Below are 18,286 nucleotides of genomic sequence, written 5' to 3' on the forward strand. Positions count from 1 at the left end.
CATGGAAATATTAGAAGGACTTTTATATATCAATGATATAGACGTGTATGAGGAATATGGTGCCTTTCTTGCGGAGAAAACGAAGAACGGGCACGAAAATTATGATGCCCTGTTTTCATCAGCCGGAACAAAGGAGCAGATTGCGGTGGATATTCGTGAACGTGATGGTGAAAGGCTGCCGGACGAACTGACGGTGACATTCAAGCCGCGTGATGTGACCTTGTTTTTTGCCATTAAAGCGGTCAGTCGGGCAGACTTTATAAGAAAACGTTCCGCGTTCAGGGAATTTCTTCGTAAGGGTTATAAGGGGTGGCTGTTATTCCGTTTGCCGGAAATTGAAACGACATTCCGTTTTTATCTGAAAGATTTTCCTTCCGGCTGGGAACAGCTTGCCTACTCGGATGACGGCTCTTTGGCTCGTTTCCCTGTTATGTTCCGGGAGCCTCAACCGGCATTCTAATGGTATAAGAACAGCATTTAAAACGAATTAAAACAATGGCTTTGCAAGTATATGATCGAAATAAAGAACCACGTGTGGTACTGTGTGAATCTGACAGTTCCAATCAGCAGGTCGGTGTACAGGAGGATGATATTCTTACCCTGTCCCTGACTTCTTATGAATGTGTCCGTTTGGAACCGGGGGATTTTGTTGAGTTCCTGGGTGCCCGTTTCTGGCTGGTTGAAGCCTATACACCCAAACAAGCCAGTACTGTAGAGTGGCAATATAATGTGAAGTTTTACGGGACACAGAGCATTGTCAGGCAAGCATTGATGCTTAGTTCGGAAAATGTCCCGTTGGAAGCTTATACTGCGCCTGCGCGTGAACAGCTTGCAATGGTGGTAAAGAACCTTAACCGTTGGATGGGAAATATAACGGACTGGAAAGTCGGTGACTGCATATCTACGGAAAACCTTGTGATTGATTATTCCGGTGGGACATACGTCAATGAAGCATTGAATAAAATTTCAGATGCCGTTGGTGAAGGTGCCGAATGGTGGATGGAGGGAATGACCGTCAACCTTTCCCGGTGTGAGCATGATGAACCGATTGATTTGGGCTATGATAACGGCCTTCTTTCTATCGAACGGGATAATGCGGATAATGTAAAATTCTTTACACGTCTGTTTCCGGTAGGCAGCACCAAGAATATTGACCCGGAGAAATATGGACACTCCCGTTTGCAGCTTCCTACAGGTGATAAATACGTGGAAAGGAATACAGAGGAGTTCGGTGTCATTGAGCACTATGAGGCGGAAGCCTTCGAGAAGATATTCCCCCGTCGTACCGGCCATGTGTCCGTTGTAAGCAGCGAACAGGCTAAAAATGATGACGGGACTGAATTTACCGTTTATTATTTCACGGATGAAAGCCTGAATTTTAACCCGAATGACTATGAAATCGGTGGTTTGGTGAAACATGTTGTTTTTCAGGACGGGGAACTGGCCGGACGTGATTTTGAAGTAAATTATAATGCCAGTACAAAGCGTTTTGAGATTATAACCACCTTTCCTTATGATGATGACACACAAGTGCCAGGTGGTTTGCTTGTTCCAAAAACGGGTGATGCTTATATATTGTATAATATCCGTATGCCGGATGAATACTATCCTGCGGCTGAAACGGAGTATGGTGATGCGGTCGGGGATTTTTTAGAGACCCATTCCGGAATGACCGACCGTTCTGTCTTCAAATGCCGGACGGACTATATCAACTTGGATCAGCGCGGAGTGGTATTGACTATCGGACAGCGCGTACGTCTTGTAAGTGACCGGTATTTCCCTAAAACCGGGTATCGTGAAAGCCGTATAACCCGTATCACCCGGAATGTACAGCGTCCCAATGAGGCGGATATAGAAATCAGTGATGTTCTTTCCAAAACCTCACAATCCCGTATGCAGGATAGTATAACGACGATAAGGACTGAGGTTAAGACTGCTACAACGACATTCCCTGATATTATTAAAAGTTGGGATAACACCCTTCCGACAGATAATAACCTGTTTTCTTCCCGGCGTTCACAAAAGGAGTTCATAAGTAAACTCAAAGCCGATACGGCCAAAGAGATAATAACCTATTTGAAAGGTGTTTATTTCGGGCGTTTTGAACAGGGGGTAAATGGCGGCTGTGTTGACGGTGAGGGTAATGCCGAATTTCTTACCGCAGTCATCCGTGAACTGTTGCGTAGCACCAAGTTTGTGGATGGCATGTTGGGTGAAGGTTTCCAGTTATGGATGGATAAACTGACCGGACTTTCCAACCTTACCGTTGACAAGGTGACCATTCGTCAGACACTGGTAGCGTTGGAACTGCTTATAGAAAAGGTACGCAGTATCGGCGGGCAGTTTATTGTATCTGCGGCTAATGGCAAAATAAAGAGTGTTATACGTGAAGGGGATAATTATAAAATCGTTTTTGAACAAGATAACGCCTTTGTTGAACATGACCTGATGCGTTGTGCCTCTTTTACAGGTGCGATAAAGGGGTATTGGGTTGAAGTTTCCAGAAGTGATTCCAATGGAATAACGGTTCCTGTGTCGGAATTTTCCGGAGTGGAACCGGTGGCCGGTGATGAGTGTGTATTGATGGGTAATACTGAAAATCCGTTACGTCAGAACCTTATCTCCATAGCTGCCACCGAAGATGGACAACCCCGTGTCGATGTGCTGGATGGCGTAAAGTCCAAGAATTTCAACGGTTGTCTGCGTGTGCGTTTTGGAAACCTGGACGGCATTAAGGATGACCGTTTTCCGCTGGATAATCAACCGCATGACAATGGATTGTATGGTGACAATGTGTATTTGAGAGGTACTTTTATCTTGATGACCGGTGAGGATATTCTGACAAAATTTGAAATTGTTGAAGGTAAAATTTCATCCGCCGTTGAAGGATTGAGAAAGGAATTTACGGAAGATAAGAGTTATCTGGATAATGCTTCATTTGGCGATGGAATGAACAAATGGGACACAGAGAATGAAGCGACCTTCTTTCTATTAGGTGGCAAATGGATTTGGGTAAACGATGCGCCACTGTCCACAAAGACGGATTATGCTTGTGTTCGTAATGATGACGGACGTGTAACTGTATATATCTGTAATAAACATATCATCCAGAAACATGAGAACTTTCGTTTCATTCCAACCTATACGGATGTAAACGACGAAGGTGAGAAAAGGCCGGAAGCGGTTTATCTTGCTTTTTTCTACCGTGTAGCCAAAGCCGGACGTTTACGGATAGATTTTGAGAATGCGGATAAGACCGGCTTTGAAAACTTCAACATGTTCACTTATGACGGGGAGCTGGAAGTGACGGACGGTTATCAGATATTCAACCACTCCGGGCTTTGGAATGGAACTGGTGATTTTAAACTGTCTTTTACGGGTGAAATCTATCTGTACATGCTGGTACTTTCTACAGACCGTGCGGAAGCGTTGGCTTATAAATACAAAACATTATTCGAACAGAGTGAAAAGCTAATCAAGATTGCGGCTTCCAATTTCGATAAGGACGGCAATATAATTGAAAGTTCACAGATTGTAACGAAAGCCGACATGAATCTGATGGCTTCCGGCCTGTTTGATGAACACGGACATCTTGTTTCCGGTGCCGGGCTTATAACCAAGAAGGATGCAGCCGGAGCATTTGTAGTTGATGAAAACGGAAATCTTAAATCCCTCATAGGTGCGAGCGTTGAAGGTGTCAAGATAAAGGGAGATTACATCACTTTAGAAGGATTGGTAACAGCGAATAATAATTTTAAAATATTGCTTGACGGAAGTATTGAAACACGTAATGCTAAAATTTATGGAACGGTGTATGCCTACGAAGGTAAAATCGGTGGTTTTACTATTGAATCCGGACGCTTGTATTGGAAGTCCGGTGATTATTTTGGAAATGATTCCCGTAGTTTAAAGTTGGGAGTATCACAAACAGGCATGGAAGGCATTGTGGACGTGTCTTTTAATGCGGCTACGCAGGGTAAATTTGGGGTGAAGGCTGTAGGTTCCAATTCTGGCGGGGCTGCCATTTATGCTTCCAGTAAATCCTCCGGGCAAAGTTATCCTATCAGTGCCAACACTTACGCTGGCTATTTTGATGGTGGTGTACATGTGAACGGGAATGTGTATTGTGGGGTGATACTCGCCAATGAAATCGGTACTTCTTGGGGACTTGGCAGTGATGGCACGTATTCTTATACCAAAGGGCTGACCAAGGATATATCTTTTGCCGGTGGCGTTAGATGGAGATTTGTAAACGGACTTTTGATTCAATATGGATAACTATTAAATATTTATATAATGAAGGTAAATTTCAATACGTATTTTAAAGATTTTGATGGTGGTGAATTATTGATAAATGATAAACCCCAAAGCATTGGAAGGATTGTTGCACAATGTTTGTTTAACGGAACCGGTATCAATCCAACCGGTAATTTGCAAGTGGACAATGAAAAAAAACTACAGTCCTATAATCTTTGTATGAGAATAATGGGCTCCACTGCGGAAGTAGATATAACATTGGAGGATGCGGTATTGATAAAAGAAGCTGTTGGTGGGTTGACTCCCGGATGTTTTTCACAAATAATAAAATTAATAGAAGGATAATAATTATGGCAATAACGAATGAGGAAAAAGAAGCCATTGTAAAAGATGTGCTGAATCAAGTGAAAGCCAATTCACAAGGTGTTTCGGAACTGGAAACCGTATCTTCTCTAACCGGGGTTAATTCCCTTCCTGCCATGCAGGGAAGTAAAGTAGTGGTGGTTCCTGTCTCTCTGTTATCCAAGCCTGCGACGGATGCAGCGGTCAAAGCAGAGGATGCGGCAAAGGAAGCCAAAGAAAAGGCTGATTATGCAAGCCAAAAGGGAGAAGATGCGGCAAAAAAGGCAAGTGTGGCAGAGAAAGCCGCAGAAGAAGCCAGAAAAGCAGCCTTGGAGGCGGGGAATGTAATAAATAAGTATGAAAATACAGCCGGGGCAGCTTTAAGGGGTGCAACGGCACGTTTTTCCGGTATTGTGGAAAATGTCACTATCCAACAACTGCAATCCACCGATGAAGGTGGAACTGTTGTCTATGTCCGTAGTTCTCATGTCTTTGCTTATTTTATTGGTGACAAATATTATAATGACTGGAATGTGCAGGATGTTCCTGCCGCCGACTTGTATATGAATGCTGCCCGTACAGAAATGCTGAAAGATAAGATTTACTTATATGACGGCATCCTGTATGTGTGGGATAATGAAAAAGGTGATTTGGTAAAGAGTAGCGGTTCCGGTTCCGGAAGCGGTTTTTATAATGTAACGCACCTTCATCCGCTGGAGAACGGCTATTATACAAAAGCAACTGCCATTGCCGCCATGAAGGATGCAGAAATCGAGGATGAAGACAAGCCGGGCACGATAATCACTTTTGAGACATCTGCCGGGAAGTGGGAGGATTACCGTTTTGAAGGTACCGGAACAGACAGCTTTCTTGTACCTTCGGCATGGAGCCGACACGGCGGTGGTGATGCGATAAAAAAACTTCATGTGACAATGGGTACGGAAAGTAAGGATATAACGCCGGACGCGGAAGGTACCGGAACCATAAATATACCCGTAGTGAATGTGGATGAAACCCTTACCCCTGACGGCACTAATCCCGTACAGGGCAAAGCCGTCCATGCTGCCATTGAAAATATTCAGGCGGGAGCTTCTGTATTACTGAACACGATAGGGGAAGGCGATGACAAGGCATTTTCCATTTCCTTGCTTGATAAAAACGGAGAGGTACTGAGTACTACTGAATCCTTTACCGGTGGCGGCGGTGGCAGCATTGCCACTACTAAAATTGTGCTTACCCGTATCACAGCTAATCCTACCGTCAAGTTGGGTGACACCGTTAAACTCCAATTCATATACGATCAGATAGACACGGCTTCCGGTAATTCCACCGGGAACGGTGCGAAAGCTACTATAACCGTTACCCGTGGAGCTGTCTCCAGCAGTTATGAACTTGACATCGCCGCCGGAAGCACGACCACGCTGGATGTGACCAAGTATATCGGTACGGGCAGTAATACGGTGCGCATCCGGGTAGTGGCCGGTAGCGGTGAGGAACAGCAGGTATCCAGTATATCATGGACGGTAACGGCCATCCTGCTGACGCTGGCCAGTTCCTTCAATGTGGCAATGGTTATTCATAAGGGCGATACCGTTTCCGTACCTTTTGCCCTTACCGGTTCCGGGAGTAAAACACTCCGTATGTATATAGATGGTAAGGATACGGAAGACCGCACTATTGGCACTTCCAGCGCGAACGGTTCTTTTAGTGTGAATACTTCCGGACTTTCCCACGGTTCGCATTCCGTGCAGTTGGTGGCGGAACTGGAACAGGCAGACGGTTCCTTGATAAAAAGCAACAGTATTTATTTTGACCTTGCCGTCCGCGAGGAAGGGAAAAATACGCCTGTGTTCGCCACGCGTTTCGATTATTCGGATGGAACTGTAATCAAATCCGGTTCACGTCCTTATATTCCGGTTTCTCAATATGACAACTACACATTGGTTTATGCGGCATATAACCCGAAAGAGATTCCAACTACGGTAAAAGTGTATGAAGGCGGCAACCTTATATCTTCGGCAAGTGTTTCCTTTGTCCGCACGGAACTCCAATCCCGTGCCATGAATGCCGGTGTTGTCCAATGCAGCATGGTATGCGGTACCGGTCAATATGTATTTTCTCTTGAAGTGAGCAAGTCCGACCTTCAAATTACGGAACCTACGGATAACATGGTGTTGAAACTGTCCGCCACCGGGCGTTCCAACAGTGATGTAAACCGTGAGGAATGGCGTTATAATGATATTGAAACGGTATTCACCGGTTTTAAGTGGGGCGGTGACGGCTGGATGAACGGTGCCCTCCGTATGACGGATGACGCACGTGCCGAAGTCCGTTTCCAGCCTTTGGCGGCACCGGAGAGTAACGCCACCGGTGCAATGGCATTTATGATACGCTATAAGGTTACCAATGTAATGGATGAAAATGCGGAGGTTGTCCGTTGCGTGGATAAGAACGGTACCGGTTTTGTCATTACTACCCAAGAGGCTAAAATGGTGAGCAGGGGCAACAGTACGGTAATAACCAAGTTTGCAACGGATGAAATATATAATATCGGTTTTGTGGCCTATCCGAAAGCCGGTGCGCAAAGTACGGAGGATGAAAAACTGAATGACAATATGCTGTATTTATATGTAAACGGTATTATGTCCGGTTCTGTACAGCGCGGGGCTTCCGACAGCATTTATCAGGACTTCCCCCAATATATTGCAATGGGTTCCGGTGGCTGTACGCTGGATGTCTATTCCATGCGTGCCTACACTGTCTATCTGACCGATTCGCAGATGCTTGATGCGTACATGATGGACTTGGGCGGTGCGGATGAACTTGTCGGCAAGTATGAGGAAAATAATGTATTGGACGGCAACGGAGAGATCAGCGTGGATTCCCTTCCGTATAACCTGCCTTACATTATCATTACGGGGCAGCAGGAAAACGGTGTGCCGACAGTCCTGCAGGCCGCCGTGAACAATAATAAAAAAACGAAGTATGATATATCGGAAGCCTTATATGTGGACAGGTCTAATCCTGCGATGAATTTCCGGCTGGTAGGCGGTTGCATATCCTTGCAGGGTACATCCTCTTTGGCTTACCCTACAAAGAATTATCGTCTTTATATCAAAAATGCCAACAAGGAAGCCGGGCAGATTTATCTGGGATGCGATGCACAAGGTATTGGCGGCGTCTTGCAGGCAGATGCAAAATATTCTTTTCGCGCTGCTACGAGTGATCAGAAACAAGCCGCGCCGGTTGACTGTTGGTGTTTCAAGGCCGATTATGCGGAAAGCTCCAGTTCGCACAATACCGGTATGGCCAAGATGGTACACCGTGTATTGAAATCCGCAGGGGAACTTACCCCGGTACAGAAGCATGTATCAGGGGATTACCCGTATGACGTACGTACTACGGTGGATGGTTTTCCCTGCATGTTGTTTTACCGCAATACGGTTGATGATATGCCGCAATTCTTAGGTAAGTTCAATTTCAACAATGACAAGTCAACGGAAGCGGTGTTCGGTTTTTTGGATATTCCGGGCTATCACGACCAACAGTGGGTTGCGGACAGGTTCGGAGGGCAGAATCCCACCGAATGTTGGGAGTTTCTGAACAATGACTATGAAATGGGTATGTTTCTTGATGATGATTTTGACGCGCTGGATGAAGACGGAACCCCTCACTGGCTTAAAGTCTTTGAAGCCCGTTTCCCGGATGATGATGATATAAATGCCCAATATGAGGCCGGGACAAAAAAGCCTGAAAACCTGATGCGTGTCGTGAAATGGGTAAAGAGTACACAGAATGACGGTGCAAAGTTCAAAGCCGAATTGCCCGACTATTTTGATGTGGATTACCTTTGTGACTATTACATGTTCACTGAGATTTTCGGTTGCGTTGACCAGCGTGTTAAGAACATGATGATGGCTTTCTGGTATGATCCTGATAAAGCCAAAATGTTGGCGTATATGATATTTTACGATAACGACACGATTCTTGGCGTGCGTAATGACGGTCGTTTGAAATACAACTGGGATTTGGACAACGACACGGTTGATACGGAACTTACTACTCCTGAAAAGACAGTATATGCGTATGCCGGTCACGATTCGGTATTATGGAAGAATCTTCGTGAGCAATTCCCTGATGAACTGGGTGCCGCTTACAAGCGTCTGCGTGCCCGTATGACGAATGAACTTGTGTTCAATATCTTCGACGACGAGCAAAGCGGTAAGTTTTGTGAACGCATTTACAATATTGACGCATTGAATAAATATGTCACGCCAAAGACCAAAGGCGTGGAAGTGAATCAGAACGGTCAGGTTTCCACGGTTACTTATTCCTATCTGGAAGCCATGCAGGGAAGCCGCAAGGCGCATCGCCACTGGTGGCTTACAAACCGTTTCGGGTTGTTTGATGCAAGGTATATGACCGGACAATACACGGTAACAGACTTGACTTTTAAGGGTAACAGTGCCGCCGGTGCTACAATCCGTGCATGGGCTACCCGTGATTTTTATTTCACCTTTGTCCGCGAGGCGGCGGTCTTGAAACAATCGAAAGTGTCCGCCGGTACTGAATGGAGTTTCACGTATGACCAGATGGCCAATGTAGGAACCATCTTTCATTTTTACGGCGGTGAATATGCCCGGAAGATTGATCTGTCCGCATGGGGCGGTTTTACCGATTTGAACCTTCCACGCCTTCCACGTTTGGAGGAATTGGTAATGGGGCGTAGCGGCAGTACTTATAATTTGACAGAAATAGCTATTGGCGACAAACTTCCCATGCTTCAAAAACTGGATGTCCGTAATTATGTGTTGCTTCCTTCTTTGGATTTGTCCGAATGCAGCCGTCTGGTTGAAGTAGAAGCTGGTGGATGTTCCTCTTTAGCCACAATGAACTTTGCGGAGGGCTGCCCCTTGAACAAATTACATTTGCCGGACGGTTATCAAACATTGACCCTCCGTTCCCTTCCGGGGATTAAACGTAGCGGTATTACGTTTGACAACATGCAGTCATTGACCGGCCTTTGGGTTGAGAACTGTGCAAGTCTTGACGGTTTTGCATTATTCAAAGAAGTGTTGGGGCGTACCGGTAGTAAATTGAAGTATATCCGTATAACCGGTCTTGAACTTGAAGGTGACGGTAGCGATTTGAAAAAATGGTATGATGCCGGTCTGGGTGGTATTGATGCCAGTGGGAATACTACCGGCAGCCGTTGTAAGTTATGTGGTACTTATAAGCTGACGAAATACTTGAATGATGATATTTATTCCAAATATGCGGAACGCTTTGATGAGTTGAATATCCGCCAGCCGCAATATACGATGATAGAGTTTGATGATACGGTGGCGGATGATGCGAATATTTCCAATCTGGATAATGAGACCGGTTACAAATATGGAAATTCTTATATTCCGAGTGCGCATATTACCGGTATAATGAACCGGCGTTTTCGTTGTTTGGGCAAACAAGGTGTAAAGGGAACCATGACCATATATCCCCTGCATGATGAGGATTCCAATTATTATGCGGATGCGGAACAAGTAACCGGTTGTAGCCCGGCTAAACTGGACAGTTCGGAAGGTGATGTTTTTGTTTATGAGCCACATTATTGGTATAAGGGGATTAATGATTATCTGAACAACAAGAAATATTCATGTTTCAGTACGAACGAGGAAATGCCGGACACCCCGGAATGTACCGTTATCACGTATGAAGATATTGTGGCGGCCAAAGGTATCAAGACCGGCAATAAGATACAGGTCGGCAAACAGGATATTCAGTCTTCTTATGTAGCAGACACGAACTATTCCTGCATGACAGTGGCCGTAATTGGTTATAAGCGTGTCCGTTTTCCAAGTGTTCTTGGCAGCAGTCTGATTGGTGCCGTGTTTGCGGACGACAGCGGCAGGATAATAGATTCTGTTATGGTTGATACGTTGAATGCTAAATTTGTGGATGGCATGTATTTGATTTCGGAAGTCCCGGAAGGGGCGACCAAACTTCATTTTACCACCCGTAACAGTTCGGATTTTGATTGTGTCGTTTTATCAAATAGTGATAAAATAGAAGACTTGGAGCCGGATTGGGTAGAACACTCCGCCTGTCTTGTGGGGTGTTTTCAGGCTGTAACAATCGGTTCCAAATTGTACAGTGCGGTCAACGGGCAAACCAGCGTGGCTTCCCTGACACAGCCGGATATGACTTATTATGCAGACCAGCGCGGCCTACAACTGATAGACTGGGAGATGCACAAGGATATAGCGAATTTGTTTTTTGCCCGTTATGGCCGCCGGGATTCCCAAGACCAGTGTGGTTATGGCCAAAATACCAATGGCCGCATTATGGGGACAACTTCGATTCTGGGAATGCGTGATACCGTGAATCCAGACCATAAGACCGAATGGTGTTGGTATAAAACGCAGGATGAATATGGAGCGGATAAATACGTACAGATTGCTTCAAGTAATTGCTTGGGCTATGAGAATATTTATGGGAATAAGGCTGAATGGGTGGGAAAAGTCGGCCTTCCGAATACTACCGCTAACGAACAGTATAAAATGGTGATTGAAATGCCGGATGGAAGTACGCGCAAAGTGAAGACGGGTACTTCCGGCGGCTATTTAACAGGTGTTGTCCATCAAAAATATATGGATGTGGTATGTGCCATGACCCAGCAAGGAAGCTCAACCACTTATTATTGTGATGAGTTTATACCAAGTAGTGCCGCAGGCCGCGTGGTCTATCGGTCGTTCAGCTACGCGCATGCGGGCGCCGGTGTCTGTCGTGCGTATTGCGGTCGCGATTCATCGAACGCGTACACGAACATCGGTTCTCGTCTCGCCTTCCGCGGTCAAATCGTAGTCGCGACCAGCGTTGGAGCGTTTAAGGCGTTGAAACCTTATGCGTGACGCGTGAACGAAAAACGGGAGCGAAGCGACAAAGCGTGAAAGCGTAATACTGTTTGAAAACTGGGAAAAATACGGGCGTAAGCCCGTCGAAAATATTTTTCATTAAAGTGTTAGCGTATAAAATGTTACTTTTGCATCCGAAAATAAACCAAAGGTGGATTCCCCCATAGGCCGCGTGGTCTATCGGTCGAACAACAACGCGAATGCGAACGCCGGTGTCTGTCGTGCGAATTGCGGTAACGATTCATCGAACACGAACACGAACATCGGTTCTCGTCTCGGAAACAGTCCAAAGGATAAAAAACTATCGGCGTACAGAACCGGGTACGTGTACCCGAATCGGTGCCGAGGGGGATGAGCCTCGCCAGCAGCGGCTTTTGCCGGAAAGGCGGAAAACAACTACGTCGGGTGGAGTTTGGTAGGCCGGAAACGGTTCGAAGAAGTCAGACCCGGAGGATTGAAGGCTGGTAAAAACAAAAAAATTATGCGTAGAGAAGGTTTTTTAATGGAAGAAATAACGGCGTACTCCAATATGGAAACATCTTTCCGTGCCGTAGTCCGTGGTAGCAAGCGTAAGCAAAGCCGCACCGGTCGCGTATTACTTGCCCGTAAAGAGAAGGTGATTGCAGAACTTTCTGAACAACTGGCCAATGGTAGTTTTCGTATCAGCAACTACCATGAAATGGAAGTCATGGAAGCCGGTAAGCTCCGGCGCATCCAAGTACTTCCGTTAAAGGATAGAATTGCCATCCATGCCGTTATGAGTGTAGTGGACGAACGTATCCGTCGCCGCTTTATCCGTACTACGTCAGCATCCATAAAAGGACGTGGAATGCACGATTTATTGAATTATATCCGTCGTGACATGGAAGCCAATCCGGAAGATACCCGGTATTGCTACAAATTGGATATACGCAAATATTATGAAAGTGTCAGTCAGGATAAGGTTATGGATTGTACCCGCCGGGTCTTCAAAGATAAAATCCTGTTGGGGTTACTTGACCATTTTGTACACATGATGCCCAGTGGTATCAGTATAGGGCTTCGGAGTTCCCAGGGACTTGGTAATCTGTTTTTGTCGAGCCTTGACCATTATTTGAAAGATGAGTGCGGCATTGAATATTATTACCGTTATTGTGATGATATAGTCGTGCTTGGTAAAAAATCGGAATTGTGGAGAGTGCGTGAGCTGATTCATAGGAAAATAGAAGAACTCGGACTGGAAGTCAAGCAGAACGAGCGTATTTTTCCGGTGACAGAAGGCATTGATTTTCTTGGATATGTAATCCGACCGGATTACGTCCGTATCCGGAAACGTGTTAAACAGAATTTTGCTCGTCAGCTGCACAAGGTGCAAAGTAAGCGTAGGAAACGTGAACTGGTCGCTTCCTTTTATGGAATGGCCAAGCACGCAGATTGTATAAGGGTTTTTAATCAATTAACAGGCAAAAAAATGAGAGACTTTAAAAGTTTGAATGTAGCGTACAAACCGGAAGATGGAAAGAAGCGTTTTCCGGGTACGGTGGTGTCCATCCGTGAGTTGGTAAACTTGCCAATCGTAGTGAAAGACTTTGAAATGGGTATTAAAACCGAACAAGGTGAAGACCGCTGTATTGTTGCTATTGAACAGAATGGTGAAGCGAAAAAGTTCTTTACCAATTCGGAGGAAATGAAGAACATCCTCCAGCAGATAAAAGAAATTCCGGACGGCTTTCCTTTTGAAACGACTATCAAGACGGAAAGTTTCGGAAAAGGTCGAACTAAATACGTATTTAGCTGATGAGAAGAGTAGAAGGAAATTCCGGAGTACAACTGCTTGAATGTACCAATCCGGTAAAAAACAAATGGCGTGTCCGTTGGGATGTTGTACCGAGTGAAGGTGATGTTGTCACTTATATGGAGGAAGAGTTTGTCTGCAAGCCGAACAGGGCTGAAATCCGGGCTTTGATTACAGATTGGTATAATCGGCAAACGGAAGAACGAATCTTATCCGGTTTTAATTATGAAGAGGTACCAGTATGGCTTTCGCAAGAGAACCAGTTCAATTACAAAGCCGCTTATGACCTTGCGGTTCAGACTGATGGTGATACGCTTCCGGTAGTATTTAAATTTGGAACAGATACAGAGCCGGTATATAAGACTTTCACTACGATTGAGGAATTGACAAAGTTCTATACTTGTGCCATGAAGTATATACAAGATACTTTGCGTCAAGGCTGGAAGAAGAAAGATGCTTTAGATATGACTTTGTACGAGTAAATTCTATCGGGGGAAGAATAAAAAAGCCCCCGGCCTGTTAATATAGACGCCAATCATTTATTAACACAAAACGCCACGAGTGCGCGACCGGGGGCATGTACCCTCCGCCGCACTCGTGGCGTTTTTATGTGATAAATAAATGATTGGCATTGCAAAAGTAAGAAAATAATTTGATTATGACAGTATTTGAGATATTGAACTTTAACAAGGAGTTATTAAATAGGTTATCCAGCATAGGATTTAAGCCGGATGATTGCAAGTTTATAGATTTGTATTCAGAGTATGAATACATGCGTAATAACGGGGAGAAAGTTACGTATATCGTTTCTTTCCTTTCCATGAAATACCAAGTGAGCGAACGTAAAGTTTATGCGATAATAAAGCGGTTTGGAAGTAACTGCACGACTGATGCAGTGCATATATAAGGCGTTTTGTTTACTGTTAATCCTGTTTTCTTCATATTTGCAGCATAATTATTGAAGAAAGGATAACATTATGAGTGATTTTAAGTACAAAGAACAGTATGGTGTGATTGTGGTTTGCTCTGATGAAAAGGAACAAATCCAAGTTTATGAGAGATTGCATGAAATGGGATTAACTTTAAAAGTCGTGTGTGTATGATTGTAGAAGTTAATCATAAATGTAGTGATTTTGACAGCTATCGTGCTGCCCGTGTGAAGTCTCTGTTTAATGTAGAGAAAGGGTGTGACTGGCACCATGTGGCAGAACTTCCGGATATTTCGGAGGATTGGCAGATAGGTCTTATCGTAGGTCCGTCCGGTTCAGGGAAGACAAGTATCGGTTCTAAAATATTTCCGGATGCCGGGATATATGATTTATATAGTAATTGGGCGGTAGATAAGCCTATAATTGATGCGATTGCTCCCGATGGTGATTTCAACCAAGTAACAAAGGCTTTTGTTTCTGTAGGGCTGGGGGATGTTCCTGCGTGGTTACGTCCGTTTCATGTATTGAGCAACGGAGAACAGTTCCGGGCTGGATTGGCTCGTCTGATATGTGAACACCCGGAAAACACGGTAGTGGATGAATTTACTTCCGTGATAGACCGGCAAGTAGCAAAAGTAGGTGCGGCGGCTTTTGCAAGAAGTTGGAGAAAAGGAAAGGGGAAGATTGTTTTGCTTTCGTGTCACTATGATATAATTGAATGGTTGCAACCGGATTGGGTGTATGATACAAGGGAGGCGCGGCTGAGCCGTGACTGTCTTCGGCAACGACCACAAATACAACTCGATATATTCCAAACAAGTGGAAAACTCTGGAAATATTTTCAGCCGCATCATTATTTGAAGTTGCCTTATCCTGTTGCTGCATCCTATTTTGTTGGTTGCGTAAACGGTGAACCTGTTTGTCATGTAGCTTTCAGTCCCTTCTTTCAGAGTAAAGGATATAGAGCCATGAGGTTGGTTGTTTTGCCGGAATGGCAAGGTATAGGTATTGGGAGTGCTTTTCTGAATGAAGTTTGCCGGTTACATTTGGAAGGGAAAGGGCGTTGTGGCAGGCAATATTCAACCTATTTCAATACTTCACATCCACAATTATGTAACTCTTTGCGTAGGCAAAAAGGATGGATTCAACGCAGTGCAACACTATATGGATGTAATAAGGCCAGAAATATTGCTTCCTTGAAGAAGTCGAAACAAGACCCTAAAGGCGGATATGGCGGACACTTTAGAGCGATACAAGGCTTCAAGTATGTCGGCATTCAAGGAAACGAATAAAAAACTCCTAATTTACAGATGTAAAGATAGCGATTTTAATTGATTTATGCAAGTTGTTTGATGCGTTTTTTGCATTGTATTTTTATATGTAAAAAGTGTTATTCAAATGGGATTTAAACAGCATTTGAATAACACTTTTAGTGTGTTGTTTGCTTCTTTTCTTTAGCCGCTTCGTTTTTTGTTTTAGCGGAAAAATTAAACACGTCGTTTTGTTGTCAGCCGCCAAATGGTTTTGCGGATTATACATCATAAGCAGCAATAGGCATTTCATTTTCATTTTAGTTTTTGTTTGTTTGATAAATATTGATCGACTGTTTCGGTATTAGACGTTAGTTGTACCTGTTTTGTCACAATGAACGCAACAAAAGTAAATTGTTTTTTGTGTCTACGGAAGATTCGGAGTTAAAAAAGCAAAATAGGCAGAGTTGACCAGTTTTTGAGTTTATTAGTTGGCGATTAACTTAAAACCTCAAAACCTCAAATCTATTGGCCTTTAACTCCTAACGGAGCGAAGCGGAGTATAACTCCCGTTAACTCCTAAGAACTCCAGCAACTCCGAGAACAACAATGTCTTACGAATATTACAGTTTTGCTATAAAAGATAGAAAAAGATGAGTAAGAGGATGTTGATCGCAATGACACTGCCGAATCCGCGTAAGAGCCATTTCCGCAATGGGCTTCTGCGTCCGGCAAAGAACAGGGCATAACACAGGTTGACCGCAATGTTGCTCACGATGGCTTGCATGCAACAGGCTGTCACTACCAGTACGGCAATGCCTGAGCCTTGCAGCAGGTTCAGGATGAAAGGGGTGATATCACTCAGTCCGGCAATGAAGGACAAGGCGTTCAGACCGCCGGTGCCGGCATAGAGCAACGTGTAGTGTGTCACGATGGTGAATACTACGAAGAGGATGGCAAAGATGAGAGCTACCTTGAACTCCAGCGGGTTGCTGCTGTCTTCCTCCTCCATCTCCCTGTCGGTCGGGGAGACGGGTTGGCGTTTCCGGTGCAGCTGCCACGCTACTCCTGCCGTAACTAGGGACATGATGAGCAGGTAAGGATAGATCGTTGCCAGAATCTCTTGGCTGAATATCCCTATCAGTATGAGGAAGCGGAGAAACATCATACTGACAGCTAGGAGCATGGCGGCCGTATACTCCGGTGCCTCTTGTGCGGGCGCCTTGCGGCTCTTGCGTGCCAATACGGAGATGGTTGCCGTGCTGCTGTACAGACCGCCTATGATACCGGACACCAGTATGCCCGATTCGTGGAATACATATCGCTTGAGCAGATAGGAGAGATAGGAGATGCCGGACACGACCACCGTGGCGAGCCATACGGTATAAGGCGTCAGGTTGATGTCAGGAATCAGGTTGTCGTTGGGCAGGATAGGGAGGATGATGCCGCTGATGGCAAGGAACTTGGCAAGAGTGACCATTTCATCATTCTTCATGCGCTGCGCCAGCTCCGTAAAGGTATGCTTCAACTCTGTGAAAAGCAGTACGGTGACCACTACCATCACATAGAACCAGGAGGGTTGCGTGTCGACGATGGGCGCGATGCAGTACGTGATGAGGGCGATGATGATGGTCGTCACCCCGAATACGTGGTATTGCGACTGTTTGACGTAGTAATTCAGACCGAGCAATAATCCCAATACGGCACCTCCCCCCATGAACAGGCGGTATTCCGTCGTATCGAGTATATAGAGCAGATACCCCAGAATCCCGATGAAGGTGAACGTACGGTCCGTACCGAACTGCGTTGTTTCTCCTTCGCGCTTCAGACTGATTCTTCGCTGTGAAAGTCCTATCAGTAAAGAGAATAAGGTCACTAATACAAAGGTGACCAGTTCCCTTGGCAGATATTCATACAGTTTCTCCATATTGCCCGGTATTAGATGGAAAATTGAAAATGAAAAATGAAGGAAAGTAACTCCTTATTTTCTCCTTTCTCTTTCTCTTCCTCTTCTCCTTTTCCTTTCCTTTTCTTTTCTATTTTCCTTTTCCCTTTTTCATTATAAAAAGTTTCTTACCACGTCGTGTACGGATGCTTCATCAGTTGCGAATTGTAATAGCGTACATCGCCTGTCACTTCCCGACCGATAAAGTCCGGCTTCTCGAAAAACTCATCTTCCGAGGCGAGTTCCACTTCCGCCACGATCAGTCCTTCGTTCTCACCATAAAATTCATCGACCTCGAACGTATGTCGTCCGCTGCGCACCAGGTAGCGGGTCTTATCTATCACTCCCGGTTCGCAGAGTTTCATCAGCTCTTCGGCTTCTTCCAAAGGCAGTTCCTTTTCCCATTCGTAGCGGCTGGTTCCCGAAGCGTTGGAAGCACCTTTTATCGTAAGATACCCTTTGCCGTCGCGGATGCGTACACGTACCGTCCGCCCTCTTGCACTACTGATATAACCCTGCACGATGCGGCTTTGTTCATACGCTTTCGACTTATACTCTCCCGTCACGAGGAATTTGCGTTCTATTTCCTGCGACATCCGTCTGTCATTTACCTAAGAATGAATATCCTATCAGCATCACCAGCACCAGTATCAATGCAGACACACCGATAATCAGCAACACTTTCTTGGCTTGTTGTTCTTCTTTGCGGCTATATGCGGCCTTTTTCTTGTTCTTTCCCATAATGTTTTTTAGTTTTAAAGTTCAACTGCTAACAAAGTAACGGGAAATTTAGGAAGTTTCCAAACTAAAAGAAAGAAAAAATGGTTCTTCGTCACTTTTGGGGCAGTTCATGTGTTAAAGCTAATAAGTTTATTGCA

At 44.9% G+C, this 18,286-nt stretch carries 11 protein-coding genes; 8 read left to right on the forward strand and 3 right to left on the reverse strand.

The features are described 5' to 3' along the window. Position 1: 1 nt before the first annotated feature. The 8 genes from QZ323_RS02375 (at position 2) to QZ323_RS02410 (ending at position 15,505) form a co-directional block, all read left to right on the forward strand. Positions 2–460 carry a hypothetical protein gene (locus QZ323_RS02375; protein WP_032596997.1) on the forward strand — a complete coding sequence of 153 codons (459 nt, stop codon included), beginning with the start codon at positions 2–4 and terminating at the stop codon, positions 458–460. A 35-nt stretch (positions 461–495) separates the two neighbouring features. Continuing rightward, a complete protein-coding gene (locus QZ323_RS02380; protein WP_051997795.1) occupies positions 496–4,278 on the forward strand; it encodes a hypothetical protein in 3,783 nt (1,260 codons plus the stop codon). Positions 4,279–4,296: 18 nt separating this feature from the next. After that, positions 4,297–4,602, forward strand: coding sequence for a hypothetical protein (locus tag QZ323_RS02385; protein WP_032596996.1), 306 nt, complete (start codon positions 4,297–4,299; stop codon positions 4,600–4,602). A gap of 5 nt (positions 4,603–4,607) precedes the next feature. Further along, positions 4,608–11,507, forward strand: coding sequence for a CotH kinase family protein (locus tag QZ323_RS02390; RefSeq protein ID WP_294632490.1), 6,900 nt, complete (start codon positions 4,608–4,610; stop codon positions 11,505–11,507). Positions 11,508–11,991: 484 nt separating this feature from the next. Continuing rightward, complete coding sequence (locus tag QZ323_RS02395; protein ID WP_032597025.1) at positions 11,992–13,287, forward strand: reverse transcriptase domain-containing protein; 1,296 nt, start codon at positions 11,992–11,994, stop codon at positions 13,285–13,287. Further along, positions 13,287–13,766 carry a hypothetical protein gene (locus QZ323_RS02400; RefSeq protein ID WP_032596995.1) on the forward strand — a complete coding sequence of 160 codons (480 nt, stop codon included), beginning with the start codon at positions 13,287–13,289 and terminating at the stop codon, positions 13,764–13,766. Before QZ323_RS02395 ends, QZ323_RS02400 begins: the two co-directional genes overlap by 1 nt. 176 nt (positions 13,767–13,942) lie before the next feature. Next, positions 13,943–14,191: a hypothetical protein gene (locus tag QZ323_RS02405; RefSeq protein ID WP_032596994.1), complete on the forward strand. Its 249-nt coding sequence runs from the start codon at positions 13,943–13,945 to the stop codon at positions 14,189–14,191. A gap of 192 nt (positions 14,192–14,383) precedes the next feature. Next, positions 14,384–15,505: a GNAT family N-acetyltransferase gene (locus QZ323_RS02410; RefSeq protein ID WP_032596993.1), complete on the forward strand. Its 1,122-nt coding sequence runs from the start codon at positions 14,384–14,386 to the stop codon at positions 15,503–15,505. Between the two features lie 592 nt (positions 15,506–16,097). Here QZ323_RS02410 and QZ323_RS02415 read toward each other — a convergent pair. The 3 genes from QZ323_RS02415 to QZ323_RS02425 form a co-directional block, all read right to left on the reverse strand. Next, complete coding sequence (locus QZ323_RS02415) at positions 16,098–17,390, reverse strand: DUF4010 domain-containing protein (RefSeq protein ID WP_294632492.1); 1,293 nt, start codon at positions 17,388–17,390, stop codon at positions 16,098–16,100. Positions 17,391–17,536: 146 nt separating this feature from the next. Further along, positions 17,537–18,004 carry a CYTH domain-containing protein gene (locus QZ323_RS02420; RefSeq protein ID WP_294632493.1) on the reverse strand — a complete coding sequence of 156 codons (468 nt, stop codon included), beginning with the start codon at positions 18,002–18,004 and terminating at the stop codon, positions 17,537–17,539. A 7-nt stretch (positions 18,005–18,011) separates the two neighbouring features. Continuing rightward, entirely contained in the window at positions 18,012–18,149 is a 138-nt protein-coding gene (locus QZ323_RS02425) for a hypothetical protein (protein ID WP_294632495.1), read from the reverse strand. Between the last annotated feature and the right edge of the window lie 137 nt (positions 18,150–18,286).

Source organism: uncultured Bacteroides sp. (assembly GCF_910585845.1).
In the GTDB taxonomy this organism is placed as follows: domain Bacteria; phylum Bacteroidota; class Bacteroidia; order Bacteroidales; family Bacteroidaceae; genus Bacteroides.

What these genes read in the sequence shown, in the direction of transcription:
- QZ323_RS02375 (WP_032596997.1), top strand. Translation starts at nt 2, where the DNA reads ATGGAAATATTAGAAGGACTTTTATATATCAATGATATAGACGTGTAT.
- QZ323_RS02380 (WP_051997795.1), top strand. Translation starts at nt 496, where the DNA reads ATGGCTTTGCAAGTATATGATCGAAATAAAGAACCACGTGTGGTACTG.
- QZ323_RS02385 (WP_032596996.1), top strand. Translation starts at nt 4,297, where the DNA reads ATGAAGGTAAATTTCAATACGTATTTTAAAGATTTTGATGGTGGTGAA.
- QZ323_RS02390 (WP_294632490.1), top strand. Translation starts at nt 4,608, where the DNA reads ATGGCAATAACGAATGAGGAAAAAGAAGCCATTGTAAAAGATGTGCTG.
- QZ323_RS02395 (WP_032597025.1), top strand. Translation starts at nt 11,992, where the DNA reads ATGCGTAGAGAAGGTTTTTTAATGGAAGAAATAACGGCGTACTCCAAT.
- QZ323_RS02400 (WP_032596995.1), top strand. Translation starts at nt 13,287, where the DNA reads ATGAGAAGAGTAGAAGGAAATTCCGGAGTACAACTGCTTGAATGTACC.
- QZ323_RS02405 (WP_032596994.1), top strand. Translation starts at nt 13,943, where the DNA reads ATGACAGTATTTGAGATATTGAACTTTAACAAGGAGTTATTAAATAGG.
- QZ323_RS02410 (WP_032596993.1), top strand. Translation starts at nt 14,384, where the DNA reads ATGATTGTAGAAGTTAATCATAAATGTAGTGATTTTGACAGCTATCGT.
- QZ323_RS02415 (WP_294632492.1), bottom strand. Translation starts at nt 17,390, where the DNA reads ATGGAGAAACTGTATGAATATCTGCCAAGGGAACTGGTCACCTTTGTA.
- QZ323_RS02420 (WP_294632493.1), bottom strand. Translation starts at nt 18,004, where the DNA reads ATGTCGCAGGAAATAGAACGCAAATTCCTCGTGACGGGAGAGTATAAG.
- QZ323_RS02425 (WP_294632495.1), bottom strand. Translation starts at nt 18,149, where the DNA reads ATGGGAAAGAACAAGAAAAAGGCCGCATATAGCCGCAAAGAAGAACAA.